Origin of the sequence: Corallococcus interemptor, from assembly GCF_003668875.1 — a bacterium.
GTDB lineage: Bacteria > Myxococcota > Myxococcia > Myxococcales > Myxococcaceae > Corallococcus > Corallococcus interemptor.
This window is the reverse complement of sequence record NZ_RAWM01000036.1, coordinates 19,245-41,686: the sequence shown is the minus strand read 5'-3', so window position 1 is coordinate 41,686 and position 22,442 is coordinate 19,245. Positions and strand designations below refer to the sequence as shown.

General features: G+C 66.3%; 24 protein-coding genes. 15 read left to right on the top strand and 9 right to left on the bottom strand.

Translation table 11 applies throughout. From position 1 onward, the window contains the following. Window positions 1–251: 251 nt before the first annotated feature. Window positions 252–440 (bottom strand): hypothetical protein, encoded by a 189-nt coding sequence (locus D7X96_RS39565; RefSeq protein WP_147468316.1) that lies wholly within the window; start codon window positions 438–440, stop codon window positions 252–254. Window positions 441–1,254: 814 nt separating this feature from the next. Here D7X96_RS39565 and D7X96_RS41480 point away from each other — a divergent pair. Further along, window positions 1,255–1,386: a hypothetical protein gene (locus D7X96_RS41480; RefSeq protein WP_279637394.1), complete on the top strand. Its 132-nt coding sequence runs from the start codon at window positions 1,255–1,257 to the stop codon at window positions 1,384–1,386. A 338-nt stretch (window positions 1,387–1,724) separates the two neighbouring features. Here D7X96_RS41480 and D7X96_RS15985 read toward each other — a convergent pair whose 3' ends face one another. Next, complete coding sequence (locus D7X96_RS15985) at window positions 1,725–2,795, bottom strand: hypothetical protein (protein WP_121770115.1); 1,071 nt, start codon at window positions 2,793–2,795, stop codon at window positions 1,725–1,727. A 1,900-nt stretch (window positions 2,796–4,695) separates the two neighbouring features. Between D7X96_RS15985 and D7X96_RS39560 the strand changes: the two genes are divergently transcribed. Then, on the top strand, window positions 4,696–4,950 hold the full coding sequence (locus D7X96_RS39560) for a hypothetical protein (RefSeq protein ID WP_147468315.1): 255 nt from the start codon (window positions 4,696–4,698) through the stop codon (window positions 4,948–4,950). A gap of 703 nt (window positions 4,951–5,653) precedes the next feature. Here D7X96_RS39560 and D7X96_RS40450 read toward each other — a convergent pair. Beyond that, complete coding sequence (locus D7X96_RS40450) at window positions 5,654–6,193, bottom strand: OB-fold protein (protein ID WP_208647321.1); 540 nt, start codon at window positions 6,191–6,193, stop codon at window positions 5,654–5,656. Window positions 6,194–6,386: 193 nt separating this feature from the next. Between D7X96_RS40450 and D7X96_RS15960 the strand changes: the two genes are divergently transcribed. From D7X96_RS15960 to D7X96_RS15940, 5 genes are all read left to right on the top strand, one after another. Next, window positions 6,387–6,611 carry a helix-turn-helix domain-containing protein gene (locus D7X96_RS15960; RefSeq protein WP_158616660.1) on the top strand — a complete coding sequence of 75 codons (225 nt, stop codon included), beginning with the start codon at window positions 6,387–6,389 and terminating at the stop codon, window positions 6,609–6,611. 66 nt (window positions 6,612–6,677) lie between these two features. Beyond that, window positions 6,678–7,574 carry a DUF2381 family protein gene (locus D7X96_RS15955; RefSeq protein ID WP_121770111.1) on the top strand — a complete coding sequence of 299 codons (897 nt, stop codon included), beginning with the start codon at window positions 6,678–6,680 and terminating at the stop codon, window positions 7,572–7,574. Between the two features lie 25 nt (window positions 7,575–7,599). Next, complete coding sequence (locus D7X96_RS15950) at window positions 7,600–9,312, top strand: serine/threonine protein kinase (protein ID WP_121770110.1); 1,713 nt, start codon at window positions 7,600–7,602, stop codon at window positions 9,310–9,312. A gap of 403 nt (window positions 9,313–9,715) precedes the next feature. After that, window positions 9,716–9,967 carry a hypothetical protein gene (locus tag D7X96_RS15945; RefSeq protein WP_121770109.1) on the top strand — a complete coding sequence of 84 codons (252 nt, stop codon included), beginning with the start codon at window positions 9,716–9,718 and terminating at the stop codon, window positions 9,965–9,967. Next, window positions 9,964–10,503: a helix-turn-helix domain-containing protein gene (locus D7X96_RS15940; protein WP_121770108.1), complete on the top strand. Its 540-nt coding sequence runs from the start codon at window positions 9,964–9,966 to the stop codon at window positions 10,501–10,503. The genes D7X96_RS15945 and D7X96_RS15940 overlap by 4 nt, the downstream gene beginning before the upstream one ends. Window positions 10,504–10,617: 114 nt before the next feature. Here the strand turns inward: D7X96_RS15940 and D7X96_RS15935 are convergent, their stop codons facing one another. The 5 genes from D7X96_RS15935 to D7X96_RS15915 form a co-directional block, all read right to left on the bottom strand. Next, window positions 10,618–10,890 carry a hypothetical protein gene (locus D7X96_RS15935; protein ID WP_121770107.1) on the bottom strand — a complete coding sequence of 91 codons (273 nt, stop codon included), beginning with the start codon at window positions 10,888–10,890 and terminating at the stop codon, window positions 10,618–10,620. Between the two features lie 61 nt (window positions 10,891–10,951). Then, on the bottom strand, window positions 10,952–11,419 hold the full coding sequence (locus tag D7X96_RS15930; RefSeq protein WP_147468314.1) for a hypothetical protein: 468 nt from the start codon (window positions 11,417–11,419) through the stop codon (window positions 10,952–10,954). A 660-nt stretch (window positions 11,420–12,079) separates the two neighbouring features. Beyond that, window positions 12,080–12,682, bottom strand: a complete 603-nt coding sequence (locus tag D7X96_RS15925; RefSeq protein ID WP_121770105.1) for an ImmA/IrrE family metallo-endopeptidase — start codon at window positions 12,680–12,682, stop codon at window positions 12,080–12,082. After that, window positions 12,679–13,041: a helix-turn-helix domain-containing protein gene (locus tag D7X96_RS15920; RefSeq protein WP_121770104.1), complete on the bottom strand. Its 363-nt coding sequence runs from the start codon at window positions 13,039–13,041 to the stop codon at window positions 12,679–12,681. The genes D7X96_RS15925 and D7X96_RS15920 overlap by 4 nt, the downstream gene beginning before the upstream one ends. A gap of 453 nt (window positions 13,042–13,494) precedes the next feature. Beyond that, complete coding sequence (locus D7X96_RS15915) at window positions 13,495–14,739, bottom strand: transposase (RefSeq protein ID WP_121770103.1); 1,245 nt, start codon at window positions 14,737–14,739, stop codon at window positions 13,495–13,497. Window positions 14,740–15,396: 657 nt separating this feature from the next. On the opposite strand from D7X96_RS15915, the gene rpmH reads away from it, so the two are divergent. The 8 genes from rpmH to D7X96_RS15875 all read left to right on the top strand — a co-directional run bounded on the left by rpmH (window position 15,397) and on the right by D7X96_RS15875 (window position 21,225). Next, the gene (gene rpmH, locus D7X96_RS15910; protein WP_120526629.1) at window positions 15,397–15,549 is read left to right on the top strand and encodes a 50S ribosomal protein L34; all 153 of its coding nucleotides are present in this window, start codon (window positions 15,397–15,399) and stop codon (window positions 15,547–15,549) included. A gap of 15 nt (window positions 15,550–15,564) precedes the next feature. Then, window positions 15,565–15,987, top strand: a complete 423-nt coding sequence (gene rnpA / locus D7X96_RS15905) for a ribonuclease P protein component (protein ID WP_120548166.1) — start codon at window positions 15,565–15,567, stop codon at window positions 15,985–15,987. Next, window positions 15,984–16,202, top strand: a complete 219-nt coding sequence (gene yidD / locus D7X96_RS15900; protein WP_014400870.1) for a membrane protein insertion efficiency factor YidD — start codon at window positions 15,984–15,986, stop codon at window positions 16,200–16,202. Before rnpA ends, yidD begins: the two co-directional genes overlap by 4 nt. Before the next feature lie 52 nt (window positions 16,203–16,254). Further along, entirely contained in the window at window positions 16,255–18,075 is a 1,821-nt protein-coding gene (yidC, locus tag D7X96_RS15895; protein WP_121770102.1) for a membrane protein insertase YidC, read from the top strand. Further along, window positions 18,072–18,872: a hypothetical protein gene (locus D7X96_RS15890; RefSeq protein ID WP_121723680.1), complete on the top strand. Its 801-nt coding sequence runs from the start codon at window positions 18,072–18,074 to the stop codon at window positions 18,870–18,872. The genes yidC and D7X96_RS15890 overlap by 4 nt, the downstream gene beginning before the upstream one ends. 45 nt (window positions 18,873–18,917) lie before the next feature. Then, complete coding sequence (locus D7X96_RS15885; RefSeq protein ID WP_014400867.1) at window positions 18,918–19,145, top strand: hypothetical protein; 228 nt, start codon at window positions 18,918–18,920, stop codon at window positions 19,143–19,145. A 57-nt stretch (window positions 19,146–19,202) separates the two neighbouring features. Continuing rightward, window positions 19,203–20,540 carry a tRNA uridine-5-carboxymethylaminomethyl(34) synthesis GTPase MnmE gene (gene mnmE, locus D7X96_RS15880; protein WP_121770101.1) on the top strand — a complete coding sequence of 446 codons (1,338 nt, stop codon included), beginning with the start codon at window positions 19,203–19,205 and terminating at the stop codon, window positions 20,538–20,540. Window positions 20,541–20,616: 76 nt separating this feature from the next. Next, window positions 20,617–21,225 (top strand): Uma2 family endonuclease, encoded by a 609-nt coding sequence (locus D7X96_RS15875; RefSeq protein WP_121770100.1) that lies wholly within the window; start codon window positions 20,617–20,619, stop codon window positions 21,223–21,225. 15 nt (window positions 21,226–21,240) lie between these two features. Here D7X96_RS15875 and D7X96_RS15870 read toward each other — a convergent pair whose 3' ends face one another. Beyond that, window positions 21,241–22,239, bottom strand: a complete 999-nt coding sequence (locus D7X96_RS15870) for a GspE/PulE/PilB domain-containing protein (protein ID WP_121770099.1) — start codon at window positions 22,237–22,239, stop codon at window positions 21,241–21,243. Window positions 22,240–22,442 lie beyond the last annotated feature (203 nt).

Here is a 22,442-nt window from a genome sequence, read left to right as displayed (position 1 = left end):
CAGGCACCAAGATCCAGGTGGCATTAGGTCAGCAGAGGCAAAGGCCGAACAAGGCCGACTAGCGCATGCCGGGCCCATGGACGCCAGGTGGTGACCTACGAAGGACGTGGCAGTAGGAACATCCCATCGCCGAGCTCCAGAAGACCCAGCGGGTGCACAGCAGCTTCAAGCCTTCGGGCGGCAAACCCGAGACCTGGGCTCATGCCCGGAGAGACGACGAAGACGCTCTCCGGGCACTGCCTGCGTGTGGGCTACACCTTCTTCATCTTCTTGAGCTCGTAGCGCTCAAGCTCGTCAACCACCTGCTCGGCCCGTACGGCGGAGAAGCCACCGTGGACCTGCATCTCGTTGATGATGCTCTGGCGGACGCTGTGACGGGCGTGACCGTCGGCAAGGCAGAGCATGTACTTCACCACAATTACAATTTCCTTGAAACTCATGACGTTACTCAATGGACCATGGGTGTTTTAAGACCCGGAAATTGAAGAGGCACGCTGGCCTCTTCGGTGATCCATTATTCCAGTAGCGGCGGATCACATTTTGATGTGTTTGTAAAATTGAACCTTTGACCGCTTTGGTACAGCGCTATTTCGTAGCGCGTCGCGTTAACGAATCAGGCTGAAGCGGAGTCGACCGGCACGTCCCAATCAGGGGCCCGTCTAGGTGGCGAGATATTCTGCCGAGCCTGGGGCTCCTGGAACCCGACGCCGAAAAAGTGGACGGTATTGAGAAGAGCTATTTCCGCCGGCCCTCCTGGCCGCGCCCTCCCTCCCCTCTTCCAGCCTCCGAAGCCGCGGCGCGCTACCCCAAGGTGGGGAGAGGGCCGTCCGGCACGCGCCCTGCCCTGCGCCGGTGCATGGATATGGAACATCGGGTGGCGTTGGCGTCCCCCTGGGAAAGGCCGAAGCAGAGCCCCAGGAAGGTGCACGCGGGACGGACGGGAAACCTGTGGGGGAAGCCCTGCGCGGCGCGCTTAGGACGGCATGAAGCCCAGCCGCGCTCGAGAGGCAGGAAATCGCGGGGCTCCGCGCGTGGCGCCGTAGACGGTAGGAAATCGCGGGGCCTGGAACGCGGCGCGAAATTGCGGGCCGCGGACTCATCGCCGGAAGTGGCAGGAAATCGCGGGCCGCAGGCGCGTCGCCTGTGGCGGGCCTCAAGCTTGTGGACCCGTCCCTCGGCCACGCGGGCAGCCCAACACCCTATTAGCGCCCCCAGTCGGCATTCGGCTGGAGCTTGGCGCCAGAGGGCACCAACATGGAGAAGATCGACGCAGCTACCACCGGGAAGCGCACCAAGGCCATCCTGCGGGCCATCCGGGCCGCAGGCGAGCTGATTGGCCTGCTGCGGCTCCTCGCCGACCTCGCTGACCTCCTGACCCGCTTCTAGCGGACCAAGCTGGGGAGCTTGCCTGCGGGCAGGCTCCCCGGCTGCCGGAACCCGAGCCCCGCAACACGGTAGCCACCGACAGTGCCTCTCGCCCGCCCTGGCTGCGTCGCGACTGGCCCTGGAGGCGGGCCGCGTCGCCCGGCATGTCCCCTGCTCTGCACCGGCGCATGGACATGGAACAGCGGGTGGCGTTGGCGTGGTGCCTGGGACGTGCGGAAGCGGCCGGGTTAGGAAGGTCCTTTTGGGTACGGCTCCCACTTAGCAGGGGCGACCAGTTGCGCAGGCCAGAGACCACGAAGCCCCTTAGAGCGGGGCTTCGGACCTTTCCAAGGAGAGGCTCACGGGAGCAGATAGCTCGGCGCAGGCCCCGGCGTGAGCGAACCGCCTGAGCCGCCCGCACCGACCGTAGGTCGGCTCCAGAGGCTGTTCATCCTCTCCTGCTGCAGGCGTAGCTGCTCAGCCTGTTGACGCGCGATCTCATCGCGCTGCCGCTGAGCCCAGGCGTCGAACTCGGCTTGGGCTTGGACCTGTCTCGCGGCATCAGCGGCGGCCTGCTGTCGCGCCATCTGCGCAGCAAATTCCTGCGCCTGAGCGGCCTGACGCGCCAGCTCAGAGGTCATGTTGAACTGCGTAGCCGTGTCCGCAGCCTGCTGCTGGGCCAAGCGAGCCATCTCTGCCTGTCGCCGTACTTCCGCAGCCTTCGTGGCTTCCATCGCCGCGAAGGCGACGGCGGCTTGGGCTTGCTTCATCTCCTCGGCCTTCGCCTTCTCCGCCACTGCCATCGCTAAGGCGGAGATTCGCCTCACCTCCGCCACGACCTTCGCCTGGTGCTCCGCCTGAAGCTTACGCTCGCCTTCATCTCGGACGGAGTCTCGCCACGCGCGGCGGTAGCTCAGGGTGCCTCCCTCAAGGTCACACCAGACCATGAAGCTGGCTTCCCGATCGATCAGGAGGCCCGCCGGCGGCGCAGTATGCACTCCCCCCTTCTTCTGGCTAAGGGCGTAGGCATCCGCAGGAGATGGTCCCAAGCCAAGCTCAATGGGCCCCTGGAACACCTTTTGACCTTCAGAATGGGTGTAAACCTGGATGTCGATGAGGTAGCCGCTGCCGGGGGCGGCGCGCGAGAGCACGTCCTTGATGCGGGGGAACGCATCCCCGAGGGCGCGATCGATTTGAACGTCGATGGCTTGGTCCTGCACCCAACGCACCGCCCCGTCGATGCCGTTCCCAACTCGGACTCGGACGGACTCAATCTTGACCTTGGCAGGTGGGCCCTGGAAGGTGTTGTCAGTAACACCGATGCTCGCCCTGATTTCCGGAGAATCCGCTCGGGCTTCGAGGGAGAATCCGAAGAGGAATGCGTTGGACGTCAGGGTGGCGATAGTGACGGCGCGGACGCTGCGCTTCATGGTGTGTCCTCCGACCGCTGGTACTGCCCGGTGCGCCAGCTAAGGATGCCGACCTGCGCGGAGAGATGTCCTTCTCCCAGATATCTTCAGAAACTTGGAGCCTGCCTTGGGTAGCGAGGGGCGACCGCCGACGCATGGGTTCTTTTCCACACGAGGTGCCGCAAAGAACGCCTCGGGCCCGCGAACCTATTCACGGAGTGGCGGTCTGGTGTTCAGTCGTGCACCGTCACAGGTGCTCCCATGTAGAGAGTCTTCGTCCCCAACTCCTGTCCGAGGTGCCCGGCAAGGTTCATGCCTGGGTGGTGCAAGAAGGCAACAAGGGCGTCGTAGCGCCACAACCTGCCAGCCGCCCTACTCGACTTTCCTGAAAAGTGGTTAGTCGGGGCGGGATAGCCGCGGCACGGAGCCTGCTCTGCGCCGCCGCATGAACATGGAACAGCGGGTGGCGTTGGCGTGGCGCCTGGGGAAGGCCGAAGCGGAGCTCCAGGAAGCTGTGCGCGGGCTGGACGGGAGTCCTGCCTCCAGGACCAGGTACGCCCAGGCCCGTGAGGAGCACCGGCGGGCTGAGCGGCTTGCCCTGGTGGTTCTCGGTGCCCAGGAGGCATCGAGCCACGTGGAGCAGGTGCCGGCCACCTGACGCACGGCCCAGCGCCCTCGCCTGGGCGTTTCAGCACTTGGAAAGCCCGCGGGGCCGTCCGACGCCCGGAGAGCCCGTCCGCTTCACCAGCGAGGGCCACGACTTGAGGTGCCGCCCGATTTAACTGGCCCATTCAGACCAAGGAAGCGGCGTCCCGCTTTTTCGGCCCATGGTGGTCCGCCTCACCGAGGCGAGAGCCCCGGTCCGAAGCGCCGCCTGAATTGACCCTTCCACTAGACCCAGGAGCTTTCCGCCCTGGGATCCGACCGACCTCGGAGCAGCTCTGCTCCGCGGGGTGAGCGTGGAGGGAACGCACCCTTCAAAGCCCATCTGAATTGGACCTCATCTGCGCGCTGCATGATGTCCGTGCCCAGTGGTGGCCGGACACGACATGAGGCACCACCCGCGAGCGCCTCTCAAGAAGGCACCTCTTCTTGGCGCTGCATGATGCGGGCATGCACGAGCTTCCCTCTGCAAATGGCGCTTCGAACTTCATTCACAACCACCCCAGTCAGTCCCTCATCAACCACGACTTTCCGTGCGCATGACGCACAAGGAGTACCCCTTGGACACCAACGTTGCAGTTACCGTCACTAAACTCGCTGCGCAGAACCCGCTCATTGCCCTGGTCTTCTTCCTGGTCTGCTTCATCTGGTGGCGGGAGAGGATGATCAGCAAAGCCTGGGACATGATGCTGATGAAGACGATGGCCCCTCCACCGGAGAATCCACGGAAGAGGAAGCGTAGGTAGGAGGCGGGCCTTCGTGGCTGAAGATGCGGCAACGAAGGCTCTGAGACGCCTCGCCTCGCGCAGTGGAGATGGACCGCTTCACCATGTTGGAAGTTGTCATTTGCGCAGGCCTTATTAGGTACTCCTCAGCAGGGACGCCTTCGTCCCCGGAGAGCCGACCAATCTTGGCGCACATCATCCCCGTGGGATGAGCGTGGCGGAGGGACTGCGCCCTTCGAGGGCCCATCTGAATCGATACATTTCTCAGTGCTGCATGATGGGGAGCGCCCGTCATCGAGCGCCGTTGGTCTGCGGAATGATGAGGGAAATGCTCTCCATCTCCCTTCGAAATTGGACCCCATCTCGGCGCTGCATGATGGGGAGAGCCCGCCGCCAGGAAGCGGCGTTTTGTCGCGGGATGATGCTCAGTGCCGAGGAGGTGCCCTCCAACTTCCCTTCGAAATTGAACCCCATCTCGGCGCTGCATGATGCCGATTTGGACCACCAAACCCGAAGAACAAAGGAGTTTCACGATGAATGAAGTGCAAAACGATGTTTCCCGGCATTTCTCCTCTCGCCGTTTCTGGCTGAAGGTTCGGCGCCGGTGGCTGCCTGTCGTTGCCTTGGTCTTCAGCCTCGCCAATTCGACTGGGGGAATGGCGTCCACGGTCCACAAGTGGGGCGGAAACGAGGCGACGCAGAACTTCACCTGGCACTGCCACGAAAGCACTGCGTCGCATCTTCAGGAGGAGTCCCCTGCGGCATGCACCGCGCCGCAGGCCCAGTAGGACAACTACGAGCCGCCCCGGTCAGACATCGCCGGGGCGGCTCCCTACCCTGAGCCGCTACCTGGCCACAGGCACGCAAAGACGGTCAGAGCAGCTCAGCGACGACCGTATCCAGCTCCGTTTCAGCAAGCAGCTTCTTGAGTCGCCTGTACTCGGCCATGACGGGAGTCGCTGCCTGTCGCCGAGGGATCGGGAATCCGAACTGAGCCTTCAGCGTGGCTGGCCGTAGCGGGAGCACCAGCTTCGGTACGTCCAACATCCGGAGGGTATGGGGGCAGACAAGGGGAGTGAGATTGGACGTCAATTCGATGAGTGTGAACATGCAGGCCCATTCAGCGGAGCCCGCATTGACGTGTCGCGCACCACCTGCGAGGATGGGATGGTTGCACTAGAACGCGCTCCGCCAATACGGAGAACCGCTGTTCAAGGCTGAGGTGGTGCCAGCCATCTCGCCAGGGCCGGGGCCAGAATGGCCCGGCCTTCTTTTTTTATCCTGTGAGTTCGGGCCAAGAGAATCGTTGGCCCGCAAAGAGTTGGTCGGGAAGGCTCCCGATGTTAACTTTCGATCACTCTTGAATGCATACTGCCATTGGCGCTTGAATTTCGAGCGCGAATAGACAGTGGCAAACTTTTACGCCTGACTGCCTCGTGGATTGAGGCACGCGCTGTGAAAGTCAGCCCCAATCGGTGCATGTGATGCCAGCTACTGGTCGACGAGCTCGCAGCCGGTAACGACGACTTTGTCCGCAGCCAGCCCGGACACACGCCCGCGGATGGTGATGTGGGCGCCTCGGGAGAGGTTAGCCACCTTCTCGACGTGCTGTTCGGGGATGAAGCAGTGGAGCTTGGTAGGCTCGGTGCTGCTGGCGGAAGCGAGGACGAGGAATACGTTCCCGAGAGGGTCTCGCCCCCGGCCCTCCGCCCAGCCAGACGTCTTGATGAGGTGCCCGCGGTAGTTGGCATCCGCGAGCAGTTCGTTCGAGGCGTACGCCCGGAGGAAGGGGCCGATGTCCACCTGCTTGGGCTCCCCGGTGGCACTGGTGGGCTTGGCAGCCCTGCCCGACGTGTCCGCCAGGTTGAGGGCGACGCAGGAGCCGACGTAGCACAGGCCCAAGGCGCAGAAGGCGAGGAGGATGTTCCGCGTGGTGAGAAGCTGCCGGCGGACGGGCGCGCCGCACTTGGGGCAGGCCGCCGCGGAAGTCGCCACGTCGTTGCCGCACTCCCTGCACTTCACCAGCGCCATCACCCGCTCCTGAAACGAAAGGCCGTCTCGTTCCACGGCCTTCGAGCCGTGCTCGGCGACACGACATAGAAGACACGTCTCTAGTGACGTGGTAGGGTGGTTGTAGGCCCTCCTACGGTCCCGCCGCAAGATGGTGCGGCGCCAGGCCGAAAGAAGACGCCGCCCCGAGCGGGCGGCGCAGTACGAGTCCCCCGTGTACCGAGACCTCCAGCAGCGGCTGGCGGCTGCCGTACGTCGTCTGCGTCAGCAGAGGGAATGGACCCAGGAGGAAGCCGCGCACCGCTGCGGGATGACGGTGCGCGTCTATCAGCGCGTTGAGGGAGAAGAGGTCAACCTCACCCTCACCACCATCGCGCGGATCGCCGAAGGCTTTGAGGTGGATCCGGTCGAGTTGTTCAGGGTGGCGAAGGGACGGTAGGCGGCGGCCGGGGCGATAGCTGGGGAGCAGCCTGGTTGGGCTGCTTTCTTGGAGGTCCTTCCGGACGTGCCCTACTTTTCATTCCGGCTCTTTCTGCTGGTGCTGTTGATGGCGGGAACTGCCGCCGCGCAGCCCTCCCCTTCCCCTCGACAGCTTCGGCAGCGCGCCCTCTCGCTACTGGCGAGTCCGGTGGATGCTTCCGTCCAGGTTGCAAAGGGGACGCTCACCACCCTCATGTTCGACTCGCAGCTCTTGCCCAAGAGCGTCGTTGTGCAAGGGCGAGACACCCACTTCGAGCGCTTCGTGGTGGAGGAGCGCACCGTCACCTTCAAGCCCAAGGTGGACTTGGCCGATGACGAGCGGCTTCTCCTCACCGTCCGCTTCGCGGATGGGGCAGCTCCGCAAGAGGCCATCTTCGTGCTCGTCCCTGCTGGGGAGCAGGTGGATGCGGCTGTGGAAGTCCTTCGCCGCGCGCGCAACGCAGAGGCGCTTCAGCAGGAACTGACACAGGTGCAGGCTCAGCTCACTGCGCTTCAAGGCCGGTGCGGCGAAGGCGGGCCTTCAGGACTCATCCTCTCCGGGATGCTGGACTCACCTGTCGGCGTCAAATGGTTCGACTCGGCTGCTCCTTCGGGAAATGCCAGCGGGCTCAAGCTGGAGACTGGCGCGGTCTACCGGACCAGCACGTGGGCCGTGGTGATGGTGCGCGTGGTGAACCTCCCGGGCCAGCGCCCGTGGAGTCCCGGAGGGGTGCGTCTCTTCCGCCTGAATGGCCAGCCCGTTCCGGTGAAGTCCGTACGCATGGAGAAGCCCCAACTCGCTCCGGGTGAAGCGGGCCTCGTGCTCGTGGAAACCGGGGCGCTTTCCGAGCAGCCCACGGAGGACCTGCGGCTGGAGCTTGCGAGCCCCTCTGGGGACCGCGTCCTGCGAATCAGCGGTGTGGCTCTGCCGGCGCTGCGGTGATTGAGAAAGGGACGAGAAGAGGACCATGACGACGTCACCCGTTCATCCCGACCACCTCTCCCCCGGAAGCCAGGTGGGGCCCTGGAAGATTCTCGAACTGCTGGGAGGAGGCGGCGGGGGCCGGCTCTTCAAGGTGGAGCGGGAGGAGCATCCTGGCCAGCCCTTCACGCTGAAGGTGGCTCTGCGGCCCGCGGGCCAGCATGAGCAGGAGGAAGAGGACGCGGATGGCCGTGTTTCGCGCGAGGCCGCCATCCACATGGCCTTCGACACCGGGTTGAAGATTCATGCCCTGGACCACTGGCTGGGGCCGTCCGGCTACCTCTACTTCGTAACGGACTACGTGGAGGGGGAGACGTTCACGGAGTGGTGCTGGAGGGTGCAGCCCACCGCCGCGCGGCTGCTGGAGGTCTTCACTGAAGTGGTGCGGCTCGTCGACCGGCTGCACCGGCGACAGTTGTGGCACCGGGACTTGAAGGGGTCCAATGTCCTCATCCGCAAGGAGGATGGGCAGCCGGTCCTCATCGACTTCGGCGTGGCGCGGCAGCCAGGCATGGTCACCTTGACGGTGGGCGTGCCCCCAACCGCGCCCTACCTCCTTCCTCCGGAGTCACTGACCTTCCTGGCCGAAGGCTCCTGGAAAGAGGGTGCAGCCTTCGAGCCTGGCCCCGCGGGCGACCTCTACGCATTGGGAGCGCTGCTCTACGAGGCACTCACCGATGGTTACGCCTTCGATCCGAAGCTGCCCTACGACAAGCTCGTCCTCGCCATCGCGACGAAGGTTCCTTCCGCCCCCTACGTCCTCAATCCGCGGGTGCCGCGAGCACTGAGCGACATCGCCATGCGGCTGCTCGCGAAGCGCCCCGAGGACAGGTACGCCGACGCTGAGGCCCTTCTGCAGGCCCTTTGGGACGCAGCGAAGGAGAAGAGGAAGCCTGAGTGGCAGATCTCCCTGGAGCAGCCGTTGCCAGAAGAGGTGAACGCCTCGGAGACGTCGGCCGAGAGCGATACGGAGCGCTCAGAGGAACCGCTCGCTGCCGAAGAAGAGGATCTGGAGGCCGACGCCCAATCCAGTGCCGCGGCTCCAAGGCTAGGGCGGACCCGCAGGCGCGCAGTGGCATGGGCGCTGTGTGGCGCACTGGCGGTTTTTCTGGCCCTGTGGCTAGCGCTCAGCATGCTCGCGCCCCCATCAGAGAAAGGAAGTTCGCTCGTGCCCTCCTCCATCGTCTCCGCCCTCCGGCGCTTTCCCCTGTCCCGGCACGTTGCTGCGTGGGTGTGCGCCACGGCCGGGCTTGCCTGCCCGAGTGTGCCTACTCGGCCTGAAACCGATGTGAGCTGCCCGGAGGCTTCGACGCAGGCCATGTTCCAGCGCCTCAAGCTCCGCAAGGAGCTCAAGGCCGTCATCGACATCAATCAGCCGGGTGATCAAAGCCAGCTCGGCACCTATCAGGACGGTCCCGTCGTGGGGCGCATCGTCGGCTACGCCTGGGCGGATCCAGCTCTTCCGGACGGCACGTTGTTGTACGGCCGGTTGTGGACGGGGCCAGGCATCTACGAGGGGGATAAAGAGGCCGTAATCACGCGCTACACGGAAGCTCGTCTGCCGGATGGGAGCGTCTACCCGGTCTGCATCGTGCTGGGAGGTCCGGATGGCCGGGTTCCCAAGCAGCCAGGTTCCAAGAGCGGAGCGGTCGTACTGCCCCGAGAACTCCCCGCGGCTGCCGTGTGGCGGTGGCCATGAGCGGAGGCAATGCGCCGATGGGACGATAAGGGCCGTCTCTCAGCATCGACGACCTACCCATCATGGGGCCGCAGGGTAGCATTCGGGTCTGACACCACCGTCAGGCCGCTTACAGTAAATGTGTAATGCCTGGAGCCGACCGCTACCTCGCTCAGTCGACCTGTAGCTAAGCGGTCAAAAATTTGCCTTTAATTTCAGGTACTTATACGATTTTTCGCATTGGTTCGAATCGATTCGAACTTATGCATGAGTCAGTTCGATCCTGATTCGAGGAATTTTTACCCCCTTGCGGGAACCCGCAATTCCTGTGTATAGGCCTTGATGTATAGTCAAGTTTCCGTACGCGAGGTGATGCGCATGGGGGAATGCGGTGCCGATACAGGCGTTGAGCCGCACAGAAGCCATGGAGCGCGTCCGGACCCTGCTGGACCAGGGGTACATGTTGTACACGGATCGTGTCTGGGCCGTGTTCGAGAGGAGTCGTATGTCCTCGCTAGACGTTGAAAACGTCCTCCGCTGTGGAGACATCGAACAAGAACCGAAACTCGATGGCGACACCTACCGATACTTCGTGGAGACGCAGCGGATGTGCGTTGTCGTCTCGTTCCCCGAGGAGAAAGTAATCCAGGTTGTTGGCGGGTGGAGAAAACAATGAAGTGCGCTCACTGCAATGGCCCCCTGGAGTTTCGTCGAGAAGACCGCCTGTATAGCGAGTGCGGCCTCGACAACATCCTGCTGAAGGACGCAGAGATTGGTGAGTGTCAGGTGTGCCACGCGCGAACTTACGTGGTGCCGCATCCGCAAGTGCTGAACGCCAGCATTGCGCGCACCCTAGCGCTCAAGCCAAGTCTGCTCACCGGGAAGGAGATCCGATTTCTGCGGAAGCACCTGGGTTACTCAGGCGTCGACTACGCGAAGCAGGTCGGTGTGAGTGCCGAGACGGTGTCCCGCTGGGAGAACGAAAGACTCGAGATGGGCTGGTCGAACGAGCTCCTTCTTCGGATGACCGTCCTCATGCGACTGCGACTCAAGTCGTACGACGCATACGACAACAGCTTCGAGGAAGAGCCGTTCAAGAACTTCGAAGGGGTCAACAAGGACAAGAACATGCGTGGCCCTGCCGGCCTCGAGTTCAATATTCATGAGAACCGGTGGCGGCATGGTCCCGTAATCGTGTCCAACGCGGCGTAGCCCGCCTGGCGGCCACCGCACGGTGCTCCCAAAACAAAAGGGCCTCACTCCCTGTGGAGTGAGGCCCTTCGTCGTTTCAGGGACCGGCGTCGGTGAGCCGGCTGAGCAACGGCCTTAGAGGGCCAGTTCGTCGCTGCCCAACAGAGGGACATCGCAAGCTGCGATGAGGACCTTCGTGATGTTGACACCGGACTGGGCTGCCAACGCGTCGAACATACGCTCCGCAGCAGCTCTGTCGGCGAACCAGCCGATGAGCGTAGTGTTGGGGAGCATCCATTTCCTGCCATCTGCCAAGAACAAGGCGTCAAAGAATCCGTTCTTGATGCACCTGTCCTTGAAGTCGCGGTGAGGGCCGTGGATGTCGTAGCTGAAGATGAAACGATTCATGTTGGTTTACCGTGTAAAGAGAAGGGAGCCCGGCTGATGGCAGCACGGGCTCCGGAGGTTTTCAGAAGCCACGCGTGAACAGAGGGATGCTCCGCGGGGTGGTCGCGTCACACGCCAAATGGGACACGTAGCCGGCCGCCGTGCCGGCGGCTGCGCCTGCCAAGAAGTGGAGGAACAGCTCCAGCAACTGGTCGAGGAACGCCGAGTTTCCGTTGGCCTGGGTCGCAGCAACACGCTGGTGAACCAGGGCTGCCTCGTTCCGCAGCATGGCCGGCAGATCGACCTTCTTCTGCAGCGCCCCGTAGGTCACGGCGCTGGCGGTAGTCAGGCTGTGGAAGGTGCTGCGGTGGTGGGAGTGGATGGCCGGCTCGATGATGTCGGGCATCCGCGAGCCGAGGACTCCGCCCAGAACACCACCCAGAACCTCGGCAGCGGTGTTGGCACCGGACTGACCGGAAGGTGCAAGGGCGAAAGCGAAGGTGCCGCCGGCGATGCCGCCGACGACGGTGTGAGTCTTGCGATTGGACATGGAAGTACCTGTGCCTGCCCAGCAAGGGGCAGGCTCTGCGAGAACCGTCAAAGAGAACCCGCTGCGTACGCCGGTACGCAGCGGGGGATTACTCGTGGCAGCGCTCACCGACAGAAGCGGGAGAGCTAGCGTGTGGCGCACGCGCCAGTGGAAACGGCCGCATCAGTCGGTAAGGACTAGATGGGGACGGCCAGCTTCCAGACCCGAGCATTCCGCGGATAGATCGGCTTCCCGGTTCGGGGATCCCGAATCCAGGCCCGGAAAATCCACTTCATGCCAGGCGGCGGCGGCTCGTACTTATGGGAGTCCATGTGGGCTCCTTTCGTACTTCTGGCCACCCGTTTGACACGAGATGTTTGACAGTTTTGGCAGAGCTACGTACAGTACGTAGCCTCATCTCTGCCGCCGGACCTGTCGCACACATGGTCGGGTGGACGTCTCACCATGAGAGTCACGGTGTTAGCGCACCGTGGCCTCTGTCTCAGGGAATCGAGCTCTTCTTCCTGATGTTTACATCGGAGGACATCTCCTTTTCTACGATCGCCACCTTCGCATGGGCTTGACGCATGGTCAAGCTGATTGTGGGCGATCCGCGATCGACTTCCTGAATTGTATTCCGGGGCGGCTGATGCCTGCCTGGTGGGTAGTCGGGCCCCTCTACTATGACATTCTGACACGGATCCGCCGCAGATGCTGTTCAAGCATCCCGGTGCTGATCGCGTAAGTGCTCGCCACGTCCCTCAAAGTGGGATTCGGGATCATGGCGATGGTGCGCCGCGGAGCCAGGATGCAGCCCGCGAAGGCCCAGGCCTGCCACTCGGCACACATGTAGGGCGGAACCTCCTCCCTGGAGACGCGGGCCAAAAGGTGCTGAGTCTGCGGCGAGATGCGGCGCCGCCGGATGACAGGCGTGTGCAACACGGCGTGGCCGAACTCGTGCGCCAACGTTGCTCGGGCCCGATTCGCCGCAGGGCCTCCCCGGAGCATGTTGTCCCACAGGTCCTCACGGATGAGGATTTCGGTCGTGGACCCGGAAGGATCCGTCAGCCCCAGGTTGTCGCCCATCTCCGTCACGCTCGCCGGCGACACGTAGATGCCGTAGCGCGGCAACACGGCCTCGGCCAGGTGCAGCAAGTCCACGGGCATGGGGCTCTGTTGCGCCTGTGGAAAGAAGGAGCCCAGGAACGCGTCGGCTACGTCCTCAATGGTCGCCATGCGCAGGGGCGGCATGGAGATGGTGTCTTCGCCCTGAAGCGCGCTCACTCGTCCTCTCCCTTCAGCAGGCGCAGCAACTCGTCCATTTCACGGTTCCCGAGGTCGCGGCGTTCAATCCGGCGGGCGAGCGCGAGTCCAAGTTCCTGGTAGCGCGGCGGGGCATCCCCCAAGGCGAGCTGCACCGGCTTCGTCTGGGCGGACTGCATCTCCAACTCCGCCTCGGTGAGGTTCGGAACGATCTCGATGAGGGCGGGCCAGTGCTTCTTGTTGAGCGGAGGGCGCACCCCGCGCTCAACCTCGCCGAGGTAGACGTGTGTCACACCAACACGGTCGGCCACCGCCCGCAGGCTCAAGCCGGCGGCTACGCGGCGAGCTCGAATGAAGTTTCCGAAGACGGATTCACCCATGAGGGCACCTTGGAAGGCTGTTGCTTACCAGTAAGGCTATAGCCTTCCAACGTCCCGGGTGTCAACTTAGAGTGATGTACTCCCAACTCCCAGAGGCGGAGTGCATCTGCGAGCTGAACGGAATTTCACCTGCCACCTGCCGCTGGCATACCCTTGCCCTGACCCTTCATCTCATCCCGGACGGGGAGCCGTTCATGATCGTCGGCCTGCCGAAATCTCGCTGTGAGCGCTGTGGCAGGGAGATGACGCCACAGCAGACGGCCCCTACGAACCCAGAGGTCTGCATGGCCTGCTTCGACTGGTGTGGCCCCCGTGGCGGCGAACTGCCTACTCGACCACGACGGAAGCCCACTGACGCCGAGCGGAAAGAGCACGAGAGGTCCGTCGACGTTCGCTTCAGCGGCGACCGCGACGACGATTGAAGAAGAGGCTGCCTCCGGACGCGTGGGCACCTCAAGGGCCGCCGTCCATGGACGGGCGTAATACGCGGCCGATGCCTTCCAGGAGTCGGTAGTACAGGTACCTCGGCAGCGGGCCGAACGCTTTGAAGGTCGCGGCGAGGCGCTCCACCTGTGCGCGTGGGCCGTGGACGAGGAGCGCGAGGAAGCCGTAGGCGAGGTAGACGAGCTGCACCATGCGCCGCAGCCCCGTCCACGTGAGGGCGCGGACGTCCTCCAAGTCGAAGCCCTGCTTCACGAAGCGGTTGGCTTCCTCGATGCCCCATCGGTCCAGGTAGGCGTCCACGACGCGGTTCGCGTCCTCTGCGGTGCGGACGTTCTCGTTGGTGATGATGGCGAGCGGCTTTTGGCCGATGAGTCCTCCACCAGCGAAGACCACGGAGTACCGGGTCTCCCCAGGGGACTTCATAGAGTTCCCCCCTGGCCTGTAGCGCTGGAGGTAGACGTCCGGCACCCAGCCGACTTCGACATGATGGATAGGCGTCTTGCGCCCTTGAAGCCGCCGGATCCGGTGGCGGTGTGGCCGCGGACACCGCGCTGCCAACTCGCTCGGATTCACGTTCCCCAATGGAGTGAAGAGGGTGCGCTTCCCCTCAAACTTGAGGCGGATGGCGTACCGCAGGCCCAGCGCATTGAAGTCGTTGAAGCGGTCCTGGCTGTCGAAGCCAATGTCAAAGGCCCAGAATGCGTCCTTTGGGACCTGCTGTGCCACGGCCTTGACCACCGGCATGTACGAGGCGCTGTGGCTCTTGTACTCCGGCGACTTGCTCGAGAAGAGCCTGGACATGAGGGGGATTCGCCGACCCTGCACGCCCACAGCTTCCACGGAGATGATGTTGTAGCCAGTGCCGAGCTCACCCGTGCTGCCGTCGTGCACCGTCGCCAGGTACGGCATCTTCCTGGCCCGTGGCTTGGTGATGTCCGTCAGGTCGACCGCGATGGTGGGCCGCGTGTAGCGCTCGTCTCGTAGGAGTGGGGCCACCAGCTTCAGGTAGTCAGCCTCCACGGCCGCGTCGTCGTAGCGCGTGGAAGAGAGGCCTCGGGAGAGACGCTTCTCGGTGTGGATGAGCTTCCGAGGCTCGTCCAAGGCCCGGCCGATGTTGGAGAGGAGGGAGCTGCGGTTCTCCAGCAGGCCGAAGAGGGCGTCCCGCAGGAAGCGGCGGTTGGGCCGGTACAGCCGCCCACCCACCGCCTCCACGTACGCGTCGAAGCGCTCGGCAATGGACTTCTCCCGAGGCACACCCCTCCCGGCACTGGACGCGCCGGTCGGTGGTGCCTACCCTGCACTCGTCCCTGACAGGATGAGCGCGGCCGACCTGGCCTCGTTCAGTTGTTCCGGGGGTCCGGGCTGTTGGCGCAGCCCGCTCCCCCTCTCTTTCGCTGTGGCCCCTCTTCCGGGCCCGCTCCCTCTCCTCTCAGTCGCTTTCCTCTGCGCGGCCTCCTTGGCGCCTCCACACGCACGGCATGTGCGCGGGCTGGCAGGCAAGGTGGCGACTGTTGCGGGGTGGGCAATGCTCCGGGCCTCTCAAGGGCGAAAAGACCCGCCGGGTAGTGCACAGAGACCTGAACCAAGATTCATGTGGTCAACGTTTATGCTCGAATTTCGAGCGAATATTTCGACCCCCTCTTGATTCAGTCACCCGCCATCCATGTCGGGGTGGAGCGCGGCCTAACGCGATCCTCGCCAAACCCTCGGATGGATCATTCTGGCACTCGGCTCTCGCCTTCCGCCCCATTTCCCCACATGATCGGGACCGTCCCGCCCGGCCAGAGTATTTTGGGTAAGGTCGAGGTGATCCTTGATTGACTTGTCCAGGAAATAGGGTTACGGACGCCCCCTTTCCACTGTACGGGTCGCGCCGGTGATTGGCGCCGCCTTCAGCCTTCAGGAGTCGTTGTGTCCAAGCGCACGTACCAGCCGTCGAAGATCCGGCGCAACCGCGCCCACGGGTTCCGTAAGCGGAATGCCACCAAGGGCGGCCGGGATGTCCTCAAGCGCCGCCGGGCCAAGGGCCGTAAGCGCCTGGTGGTGTCGTCGTTCAAGAAGTAACTGGACGCACGGACGATGGCCGAGGGAGCGGCGCCGCGGGTGCCTCAGGCAACCGACGAGCGCTTCCCCAAGGCCCTTCGCCTGCTCCAGCGCCGTGAGTTCCTCGAAGTCCAGGAGGGCGGTCAGAAGGTTCCGTCCGACTGCCTCCTGGCCCTCGTTCAACGCAACAACCGGGCGCACTCCCGCGTAGGGCTCACCGTCTCCAGCAAGGTGGGCAACGCGGTGGTGCGCGCACGCCTGCGCAGAGTGCTCCGCGAGCTGTTCCGCAAGCACCGCGGGCAATGGCCCCCCGGTCTCGACGTAGTCCTGGTCGTTCGCTCCTCGGCGAAGGAAGCCTCCTTCGCACAAGTTTCCCGTGCGTTCGACGGCGTCACCCGTAAGCTGCAACGGCTCTTTCCAGCACCCCGCGTGCCGCCTAAAGAGCCTGCCGCCCCATGAGTCCACTCGCCTTCGTCATCGCCCTGCCCATCCGCTTCTACCGGCGGTTCCTGGGGCCGCTGCTGCCGAAGGCGTGTAGGTTCCATCCCTCGTGCTCCACCTACGCCATGCAGGCGCTGGAGAAGCACGGCGGCTTGAAGGGCAGCGCCCTCACCGTCTGGCGCCTGCTGCGCTGCCAGCCATTCCACCCCGGTGGATTCGATCCCGTCCCCTGACGGTTTGCTTCCGCCCGCCCTCCGGCGCCTTGCCGCTGGCACAGGGAACTCCATGACGAACGACCCGCTGTCGCCCCAGTCCAACGATTCGCAGAAGCGGCTGCTCCTGGCGCTCGCCCTCTCCTTCGCGGCCACCGCCGCCTACACCTTCTTCTTCGCCCCCAAGGGGCCGCCCCCGGGCGCGGAAGGCGCGGACGCGGGCGTGGAAATCGCCGCGACGACCGACGCCGGCACCCCGGGCATGGCCGCCGTGCCGCCGCCGGGCGCCACCGGCGAGGACGCGGGCACCCACGCGGAGGCCCCGCTCCCGCCTGCGCGCACCGTGGAGTTCAGCCGCCCGGAGGTGAAGTACACCTTCTCCTCCGAGGGCGCCGGCCTCACCTCCGCCGTGCTCCAGGGCACGAAGATGCGCGAGCAGCAGTCGCTCACCGTCAAGGAGGGCTTCGAGAAGCTCTTCGGCAAGGACATCCCCCCGCCGCCGCAGATGAACGTGGCGCACCCGGTGGCCGGCCAGCCCCTGCCGCTCGCGGTGACCATCGAAGGCGGCGCGCCGCTGGCGGCGAACACCCGCTACGCCGTGCAGGAGGGCTCCACCGGCAACGGCGGCAGCGTGGCGTTCACCGGCCGCCAGGGCCCGTGGGAGGTCACGAAGACCCTCGTGTGGCCGCGCGACGGCTTCGAGTTCACCTACACCCTCCAGGTGCGCAACACCTCCGCCCAGGCGCAGTCGGGTGAGCTCAAGGTGCACTACGGCCGCGCCATCGACCCGGAGTTCGAGCACGCGCCGTCCTTCTTCGGCGGCGTGGGCAACCTGAGCCGCTCCGCGTGCTGGGTGGAGGACAAGCTCCACAACCTGTCCCCGGGCGACAAGCCGCCCGAGGAGACGAAGGGGCCCATCTCCTTCTTCGGCATCAACCAGCAGTACTTCCTGTCCGCGCTCTACCCGCTGGACGGCGCGCTCAACGGCCACTGCACGCTGACCGCCACGCCCACCGCGCGCGAGGTGTCCGCGGGCTTCCCGCTCAACGTGGGCCCCGGCCAGGTGGCCACGTTCCGCTTCGGCGGCTACCTGGGCCCCAAGGATCCGGACCTCCTGCGCATCGTGCCCGGCACGGAGCTGCGCGCCGTGGCCGGCCTGTCCACCACGGCCTTCCACCCCATGCTGGAGGACACGGTCGACTTCGGCATCTGGGCGGTGGTCTGCAAGATCCTGCTCGCCGTCATGAAGTTCTTCCACGGCATCGTGGGCAACTGGGGCGTCGCCATCATCCTGCTCACCGTGGTGGTGAAGCTGGCGCTCCTGCCGCTCACCTACCGCTCCATGGTCAGCATGGAGGCGGTGAAGGTGCTCCAGCCGAAGATGGATGAGATCCGCAAGAAGTTCGCGGACGACAAGGAGCGCCAGAACCTGGAGATCATGAAGCTGTACCAGGAGGCGAAGGTGAACCCCCTGGGCGGCTGTCTGCCGCTGCTCATCCAGATGCCGGTGTGGATCGCGCTGTTCACGTCGCTGCGCAACAGCTTCGAAATCTACGGCGAGCCCTTCTTCGGCCCCATCTGGCGCGACCTCACCTACAAGGATCCGACGTACATCCTGCCGCTGGCGCTGGGCGTGTCGATGATCATCACGCAGAAGATGCAGCCGCAGATGATGGACGCGGCGCAGGCGCGGATGATGACGTGGATCATGCCCATCATCTTCACCTTCACGCTGCTGCAGTACCCGGCGGGCCTGTCGCTCTACATCTTCACGAACAACGTGCTCTCCATTGGCCAGCAGTGGGGCCTGCGCAAGTGGCTGGACCGCAAGAAGAACCAGACGGGCGGCGGGACACCGGCGGTCATCACCGCCGGGGGAGGCAAACGCAAGTGAGCGGGACTCAGGGCGTGGCGGCGGGCGGCGCGGACTTCCGCCCCCGGGTGGAGAAGCTGCTCACGGACATCCTCGGGCTGATGGGGTTCCCGGCGCGGCTGGAGCTGCAGGACACCGCCGACGGCAGCCTGTCCGTGGCGCTCCACTTCGAGTCCGGCGCGCCTCCGGGCGTGGAGCCGGGCAAGCGCAGCCAGGTGCTGGATTCGCTCCAGTTCCTGCTCAACAAGATGCTCCACCGCCCTGGCGTGGAGCGCCGCTGGGTGATGCTGGGTGCGGGCGCGCACCCGGAGCCCCGCCAGCGCCGTGAGGCCGCGCCGCAGCCGCCGGCCCCTGCTTCGGCTCCGGTCGCGGCCGTGGCCCAGGCGGCGGCCTCCTCGCCCGCGCAGGCGCCGGCCCGGGGGGCTGCTCCCGCTCCGGCCGCGCCGCGAGAGGCACGCAACGCCCGGGGTGGCCAGCCGGCGCAGCAGGCCGCGAAGCCCGCGCAGGCCCAGGCCTCCGCGAAGGCCTCGGAGGCGGACGAGCGCGCGCTGCAGGTCGAGGAGGATCCGGCGTTCCGGGAGGCCGTCCGCAAGCTCGCGGAGAAGTCCGCCAGCCTGGGCCGCTTCTATGCGTTCGCCGCGATGAAGACTGAGGACCGCGCGCGCGTCCTGAAGGCAGTAGAAGGAGTGGGTGGAGTGAAGGTGGCGGCGGAAGGCGAAGGCCGCAACCGACGCGTGGTGTTCACCCCGGCGAAGCCCGCCCCGATGCCCAAGCGGAGCCTGCTGCCGGACGACGACGAGGACGACGCCGACGCCTGAGCGGGTGTGCCCGCTTGGGACCGCCGGCGGGCGCGAGAGGAGCGAATGGGTAAGGCGAAGGGTTTGAAGGACAAGCTGTACGGCGCGGCGGTGCTGAAGATGAGCTTCCGCCTGCGCGGGGACGAGGAGTCTCCGGCGTTCCGCTTCGTCTACCCGGGCGTGCTGCGCGACCTGGAGGTCGACGACGCGGAGGTGGAGAAGTACATCGAGGAGCACCGCGACGACGTGGAGCGCGCCGCTCGCGGATCCACGCCGCCGCAGGGCGTCCGGTAGGTTCAAGGGCAGGGAGTCATGCGCGTGTGCCCGGCCTCCGGTGCCCCCTGCCCTGCCATGACGTCTGACTCCGCCACCATCGTCGCCCTCGCCACCGCACCTGCCTCGGGGGCGGTGGGCATCCTCCGGGTGTCCGGACCGGCCGCGCTGGAGGTGGGGCGGAGGCTCGCGCCCGGAGTCCCCGCCTCCCCGACTCCGCGCCATGCGTACCTGGCGTCGTTCGTGGACGCGGCGGGTGCGGTGCTGGATGAGGGGCTGTTCCTCTACTTCCAGGCGCCCCGGTCGTTCACCGGCGAGGACGTGGTGGAGCTGCAGGCGCACGGCAGTCCCCGCCTGTTGCGGCTGCTGCTCGCGAGGGCGCTGGAGGACGAGCGCGTGCGTCCGGCGCTTCCCGGTGAGTTCACCCGGCGCGCGTTCCTGAACGGCCGCATCGACCTGACCCGCGCGGAGGCCGTCGCGGACCTGGTGGCCGCGGATTCGGAGGCGGCCGTGCGCGCCGCGGCGGCCGGGCTGTCCGGCGCGTTGGCCGAACGGATCCGCGCGCTGGAGACCCCTCTCCGCGAGCTGCACGCGGACCTGGAGGGCGTCCTCAACTTCCCGGACGAGGCGGAGGGCGCGGACGCGGAAGCAGTTCCTCGCGTCGCGGAGCTGCGCGCCGTCGCGGAGGCGCTGCGCGCGGAGGTGGGCCGTGGACGGCTGGTGCGCCAGGGCGCGCGCGTGGCGCTCTACGGTCCGGTGAACGCGGGCAAGTCCACGCTGTTCAACCGGCTGGTGGGCGAGGCCCGCGCGCTGGTGGACGCCGAGCCCGGCACCACGCGAGACGCGCTGGAGGCCCGCGTCGAGTGGGAGGGCCTGGGCGTCACGCTCTACGACACCGCGGGCCTGCGCGAGGCCCCGGGCCGCGTGGAGGCGCTGGGCATCGCGCGGACACGCGAGCTGCTCGCGGCCGTGGACCTGGCCGTGCTCGTGCTGCCGCCGGGGACCTCGCGTGAAGAGGCCGCGTCGTGGACTCGGGAGGCCGGTGCCACGCCCGTGTTCGTCGTCACCGGCAAGTGCGACGTCATGCCTGGCGCGGAAGCCGAAGCCACTGCCCCGCCGCGCGTCAGCGGCCTCACGGGCGAAGGCGTGGAGGCGCTGCGGACGTCCGTGCTCACGCGGCTGTGGGGCGGTGGCACGCCCTCGGCGGTAGCGCTCGTTTCGGAGCGTCACGCGGATGCCCTGCGTCGCACCGCCGAGGCGCTGGGCCGCGCGGAAGACGCGTCACGGGTGTCCACCCTGGAGGTCCTCTCCGGCGAGGTCGGGCTCGCGCTGGAGGCCCTGGGCGAGGTGTCCGGAACCAGCGTCTCCGATGCCCTTCTGGACACCCTTTTCCAGCGCTTCTGCATCGGGAAGTAGTGCCCGGCGGGCGGCGGTCCGCATGTCAGACCCCTCCCTAGAATGCCTCGCGTTCACCGGCGCTCCCCGAGGATTCATGACGGCACTTCAGCACCTTCAACCCACCTCCCTCTCCCTGCTCTCGGCGCTTCCTTCGGGCTGGGTCGGGGAAGTCCTCGATGGCGAGCTGGTGGCCTCGCCCCGCCTCTCCGTGGCGCCCGCGCGCGCGGCCTTCATGATGGGCGTGGAGCTGGGAGAGCGGCTGGACCCGCGCCGTGGCGGCAACGGCCGCTGGTGCTTCCTGCGCGCGCCGGAGCTGCACCTGGGCGAGGACATCCTCGTGCCCGACCTGGCCGCCTGGCGCCGTGAGCGCGTGGCCGCCCCGCCGGAGCCCGGCGCCGCGTTCTTCACCCTGGTGCCGGATTGGGTCTGCGAGGTGCTCACCCCCGCCACCACCGCGCTGGACCGCGCCCGCAAGCTGCCCCTCTACGCACGGGCCGGCGTGTCCTACGTCTGGCTGGTGGACCCCGTCGCGCGCACGCTGGAGGTCTATCAGCGCCTCAAGCGCGGCTGGCTCCTCACCGCGAGCCACGAGGACGACGCCCTGGTGCGCGCCGAGCCCTTCTCGTCCGTGTCCCTGGAGCTGGGCGCGCTGTGGCTCCCCGACGCGCCGGAGGAGATGCCCCGGCTCGCCGCGGTGCCCTGAAGAAGCCCGAGGCGCTCAGCTCGCGTGCTTGAGGCGCGCTTCCCCGGAGGCGCGCGACAGTCGCCGCACCGCGTGCAGCAGCAGGTCTGGATCCACCGGCGCCGCCACGAAGCCCCGCGCATGCACGGCCTGGGCGCGGGGCAGGTCCCGCTCCGGCGCCTTGCCCGCCACCAGCACCTGCGCGCGCAGCCGCTGCGCCAGCACCTCCATCGCGGGCAGCGGCGCCACCACCACCTGTGCCTCGCTCGCGGCGCACACGTCCGCCGTGCTCGCCACCTTCACCGTGAAGCCCGCTCCGCCCAGCACCCGCACCAGGCCGGCCGCCGCATCCGAGCCCCAGCCGTACACCAGCACCTGCTCGTGCTCGGTGACGCGCGGCTCCGGTGCCGGCGTCCACGCGGGCTCCAGGGGCGACAGCAGGGGCAGGGCCTCGCCATCGCCCTGCTTCACCGGGGCCGGAGCCGCCATGTCCGTCAGCTCCGCCAGGGACTGGCCCACCACGATGGACGGCGACTCGTCCCACTCCGGCAGGGTGAAGCCCTCCATCCCGGGACGGCGCTGGGGCGTCGCGGGCTCGCCCCGGTACAGCCTCCCGATGGCCCGTTGCAGCGCCGCGTCCGTGGCCAGCCGGGGCACCACCCGCGCCTTGCCGGACACGCTCTTCACCACGTCCAGCGTGGCCAGGCTCGCCGGGGCGGCCAGGGCCACCACCAGCACCTCGCGCATCCCCTGCCCTTCCAGGCGCAGCGGCACCACCCGGTGGGCCTCCGCCACCTTGCACGGAATCAGTCGCGCGAGCGACGCGTCCAGCGCGCAGGCGTCCAGGTCCACGGCCTCCACGCCCGTCTGGGCCGCCAGCGCGGACAGCACCGCCTCCGCCGAGCAGAAGCGCTGGTCCACCACCACCTGCCCCAGCGCCGCGCCCCACTTGCGCTGGTACGCCAGCGCGGACTGCAGCTGCAACGCATCCACCACACCCCGCGCGAGCAGGATGTCCCCCAGACGCTTCTTCATCGCACGCTCTCCTCCGGCCCCCCTCCGTGCTTCGGCCGGGACGACCTACCCACCACTCCCTCCCCCTCTACGGCAGGAAGGTGTAAATTTACAGCTAAACCGGAGGGAATGGGGGGCGGCCAGGCGTTGGTTGCCTGCTCGGACCCAGAAGGAGCCGTTCGGCCACTTCTTCCCACCGCTTCACCGTTCTTCAACGAACCCCG

Bases quoted from the DNA above. Each gene is read 5' to 3' on its own strand.
- D7X96_RS39565 (WP_147468316.1), bottom strand. From the start codon at position 440: ATGAGTTTCAAGGAAATTGTAATTGTGGTGAAGTACATGCTCTGCCTT.
- D7X96_RS41480 (WP_279637394.1), top strand. From the start codon at position 1,255: ATGGAGAAGATCGACGCAGCTACCACCGGGAAGCGCACCAAGGCCATC.
- D7X96_RS15985 (WP_121770115.1), bottom strand. From the start codon at position 2,795: ATGAAGCGCAGCGTCCGCGCCGTCACTATCGCCACCCTGACGTCCAAC.
- D7X96_RS39560 (WP_147468315.1), top strand. From the start codon at position 4,696: ATGAATGAAGTGCAAAACGATGTTTCCCGGCATTTCTCCTCTCGCCGT.
- D7X96_RS40450 (WP_208647321.1), bottom strand. From the start codon at position 6,193: ATGGCGCTGGTGAAGTGCAGGGAGTGCGGCAACGACGTGGCGACTTCC.
- D7X96_RS15950 (WP_121770110.1), top strand. From the start codon at position 7,600: ATGACGACGTCACCCGTTCATCCCGACCACCTCTCCCCCGGAAGCCAG.
- D7X96_RS15945 (WP_121770109.1), top strand. From the start codon at position 9,716: ATGGAGCGCGTCCGGACCCTGCTGGACCAGGGGTACATGTTGTACACG.
- D7X96_RS15940 (WP_121770108.1), top strand. From the start codon at position 9,964: ATGAAGTGCGCTCACTGCAATGGCCCCCTGGAGTTTCGTCGAGAAGAC.
- D7X96_RS15935 (WP_121770107.1), bottom strand. From the start codon at position 10,890: ATGAATCGTTTCATCTTCAGCTACGACATCCACGGCCCTCACCGCGAC.
- D7X96_RS15930 (WP_147468314.1), bottom strand. From the start codon at position 11,419: ATGTCCAATCGCAAGACTCACACCGTCGTCGGCGGCATCGCCGGCGGC.
- D7X96_RS15920 (WP_121770104.1), bottom strand. From the start codon at position 13,041: ATGGGTGAATCCGTCTTCGGAAACTTCATTCGAGCTCGCCGCGTAGCC.
- rnpA (WP_120548166.1), top strand. From the start codon at position 15,565: ATGGCCGAGGGAGCGGCGCCGCGGGTGCCTCAGGCAACCGACGAGCGC.
- yidD (WP_014400870.1), top strand. From the start codon at position 15,984: ATGAGTCCACTCGCCTTCGTCATCGCCCTGCCCATCCGCTTCTACCGG.
- yidC (WP_121770102.1), top strand. From the start codon at position 16,255: ATGACGAACGACCCGCTGTCGCCCCAGTCCAACGATTCGCAGAAGCGG.
- D7X96_RS15885 (WP_014400867.1), top strand. From the start codon at position 18,918: ATGGGTAAGGCGAAGGGTTTGAAGGACAAGCTGTACGGCGCGGCGGTG.
- mnmE (WP_121770101.1), top strand. From the start codon at position 19,203: ATGACGTCTGACTCCGCCACCATCGTCGCCCTCGCCACCGCACCTGCC.
- D7X96_RS15875 (WP_121770100.1), top strand. From the start codon at position 20,617: ATGACGGCACTTCAGCACCTTCAACCCACCTCCCTCTCCCTGCTCTCG.
- D7X96_RS15870 (WP_121770099.1), bottom strand. From the start codon at position 22,239: ATGAAGAAGCGTCTGGGGGACATCCTGCTCGCGCGGGGTGTGGTGGAT.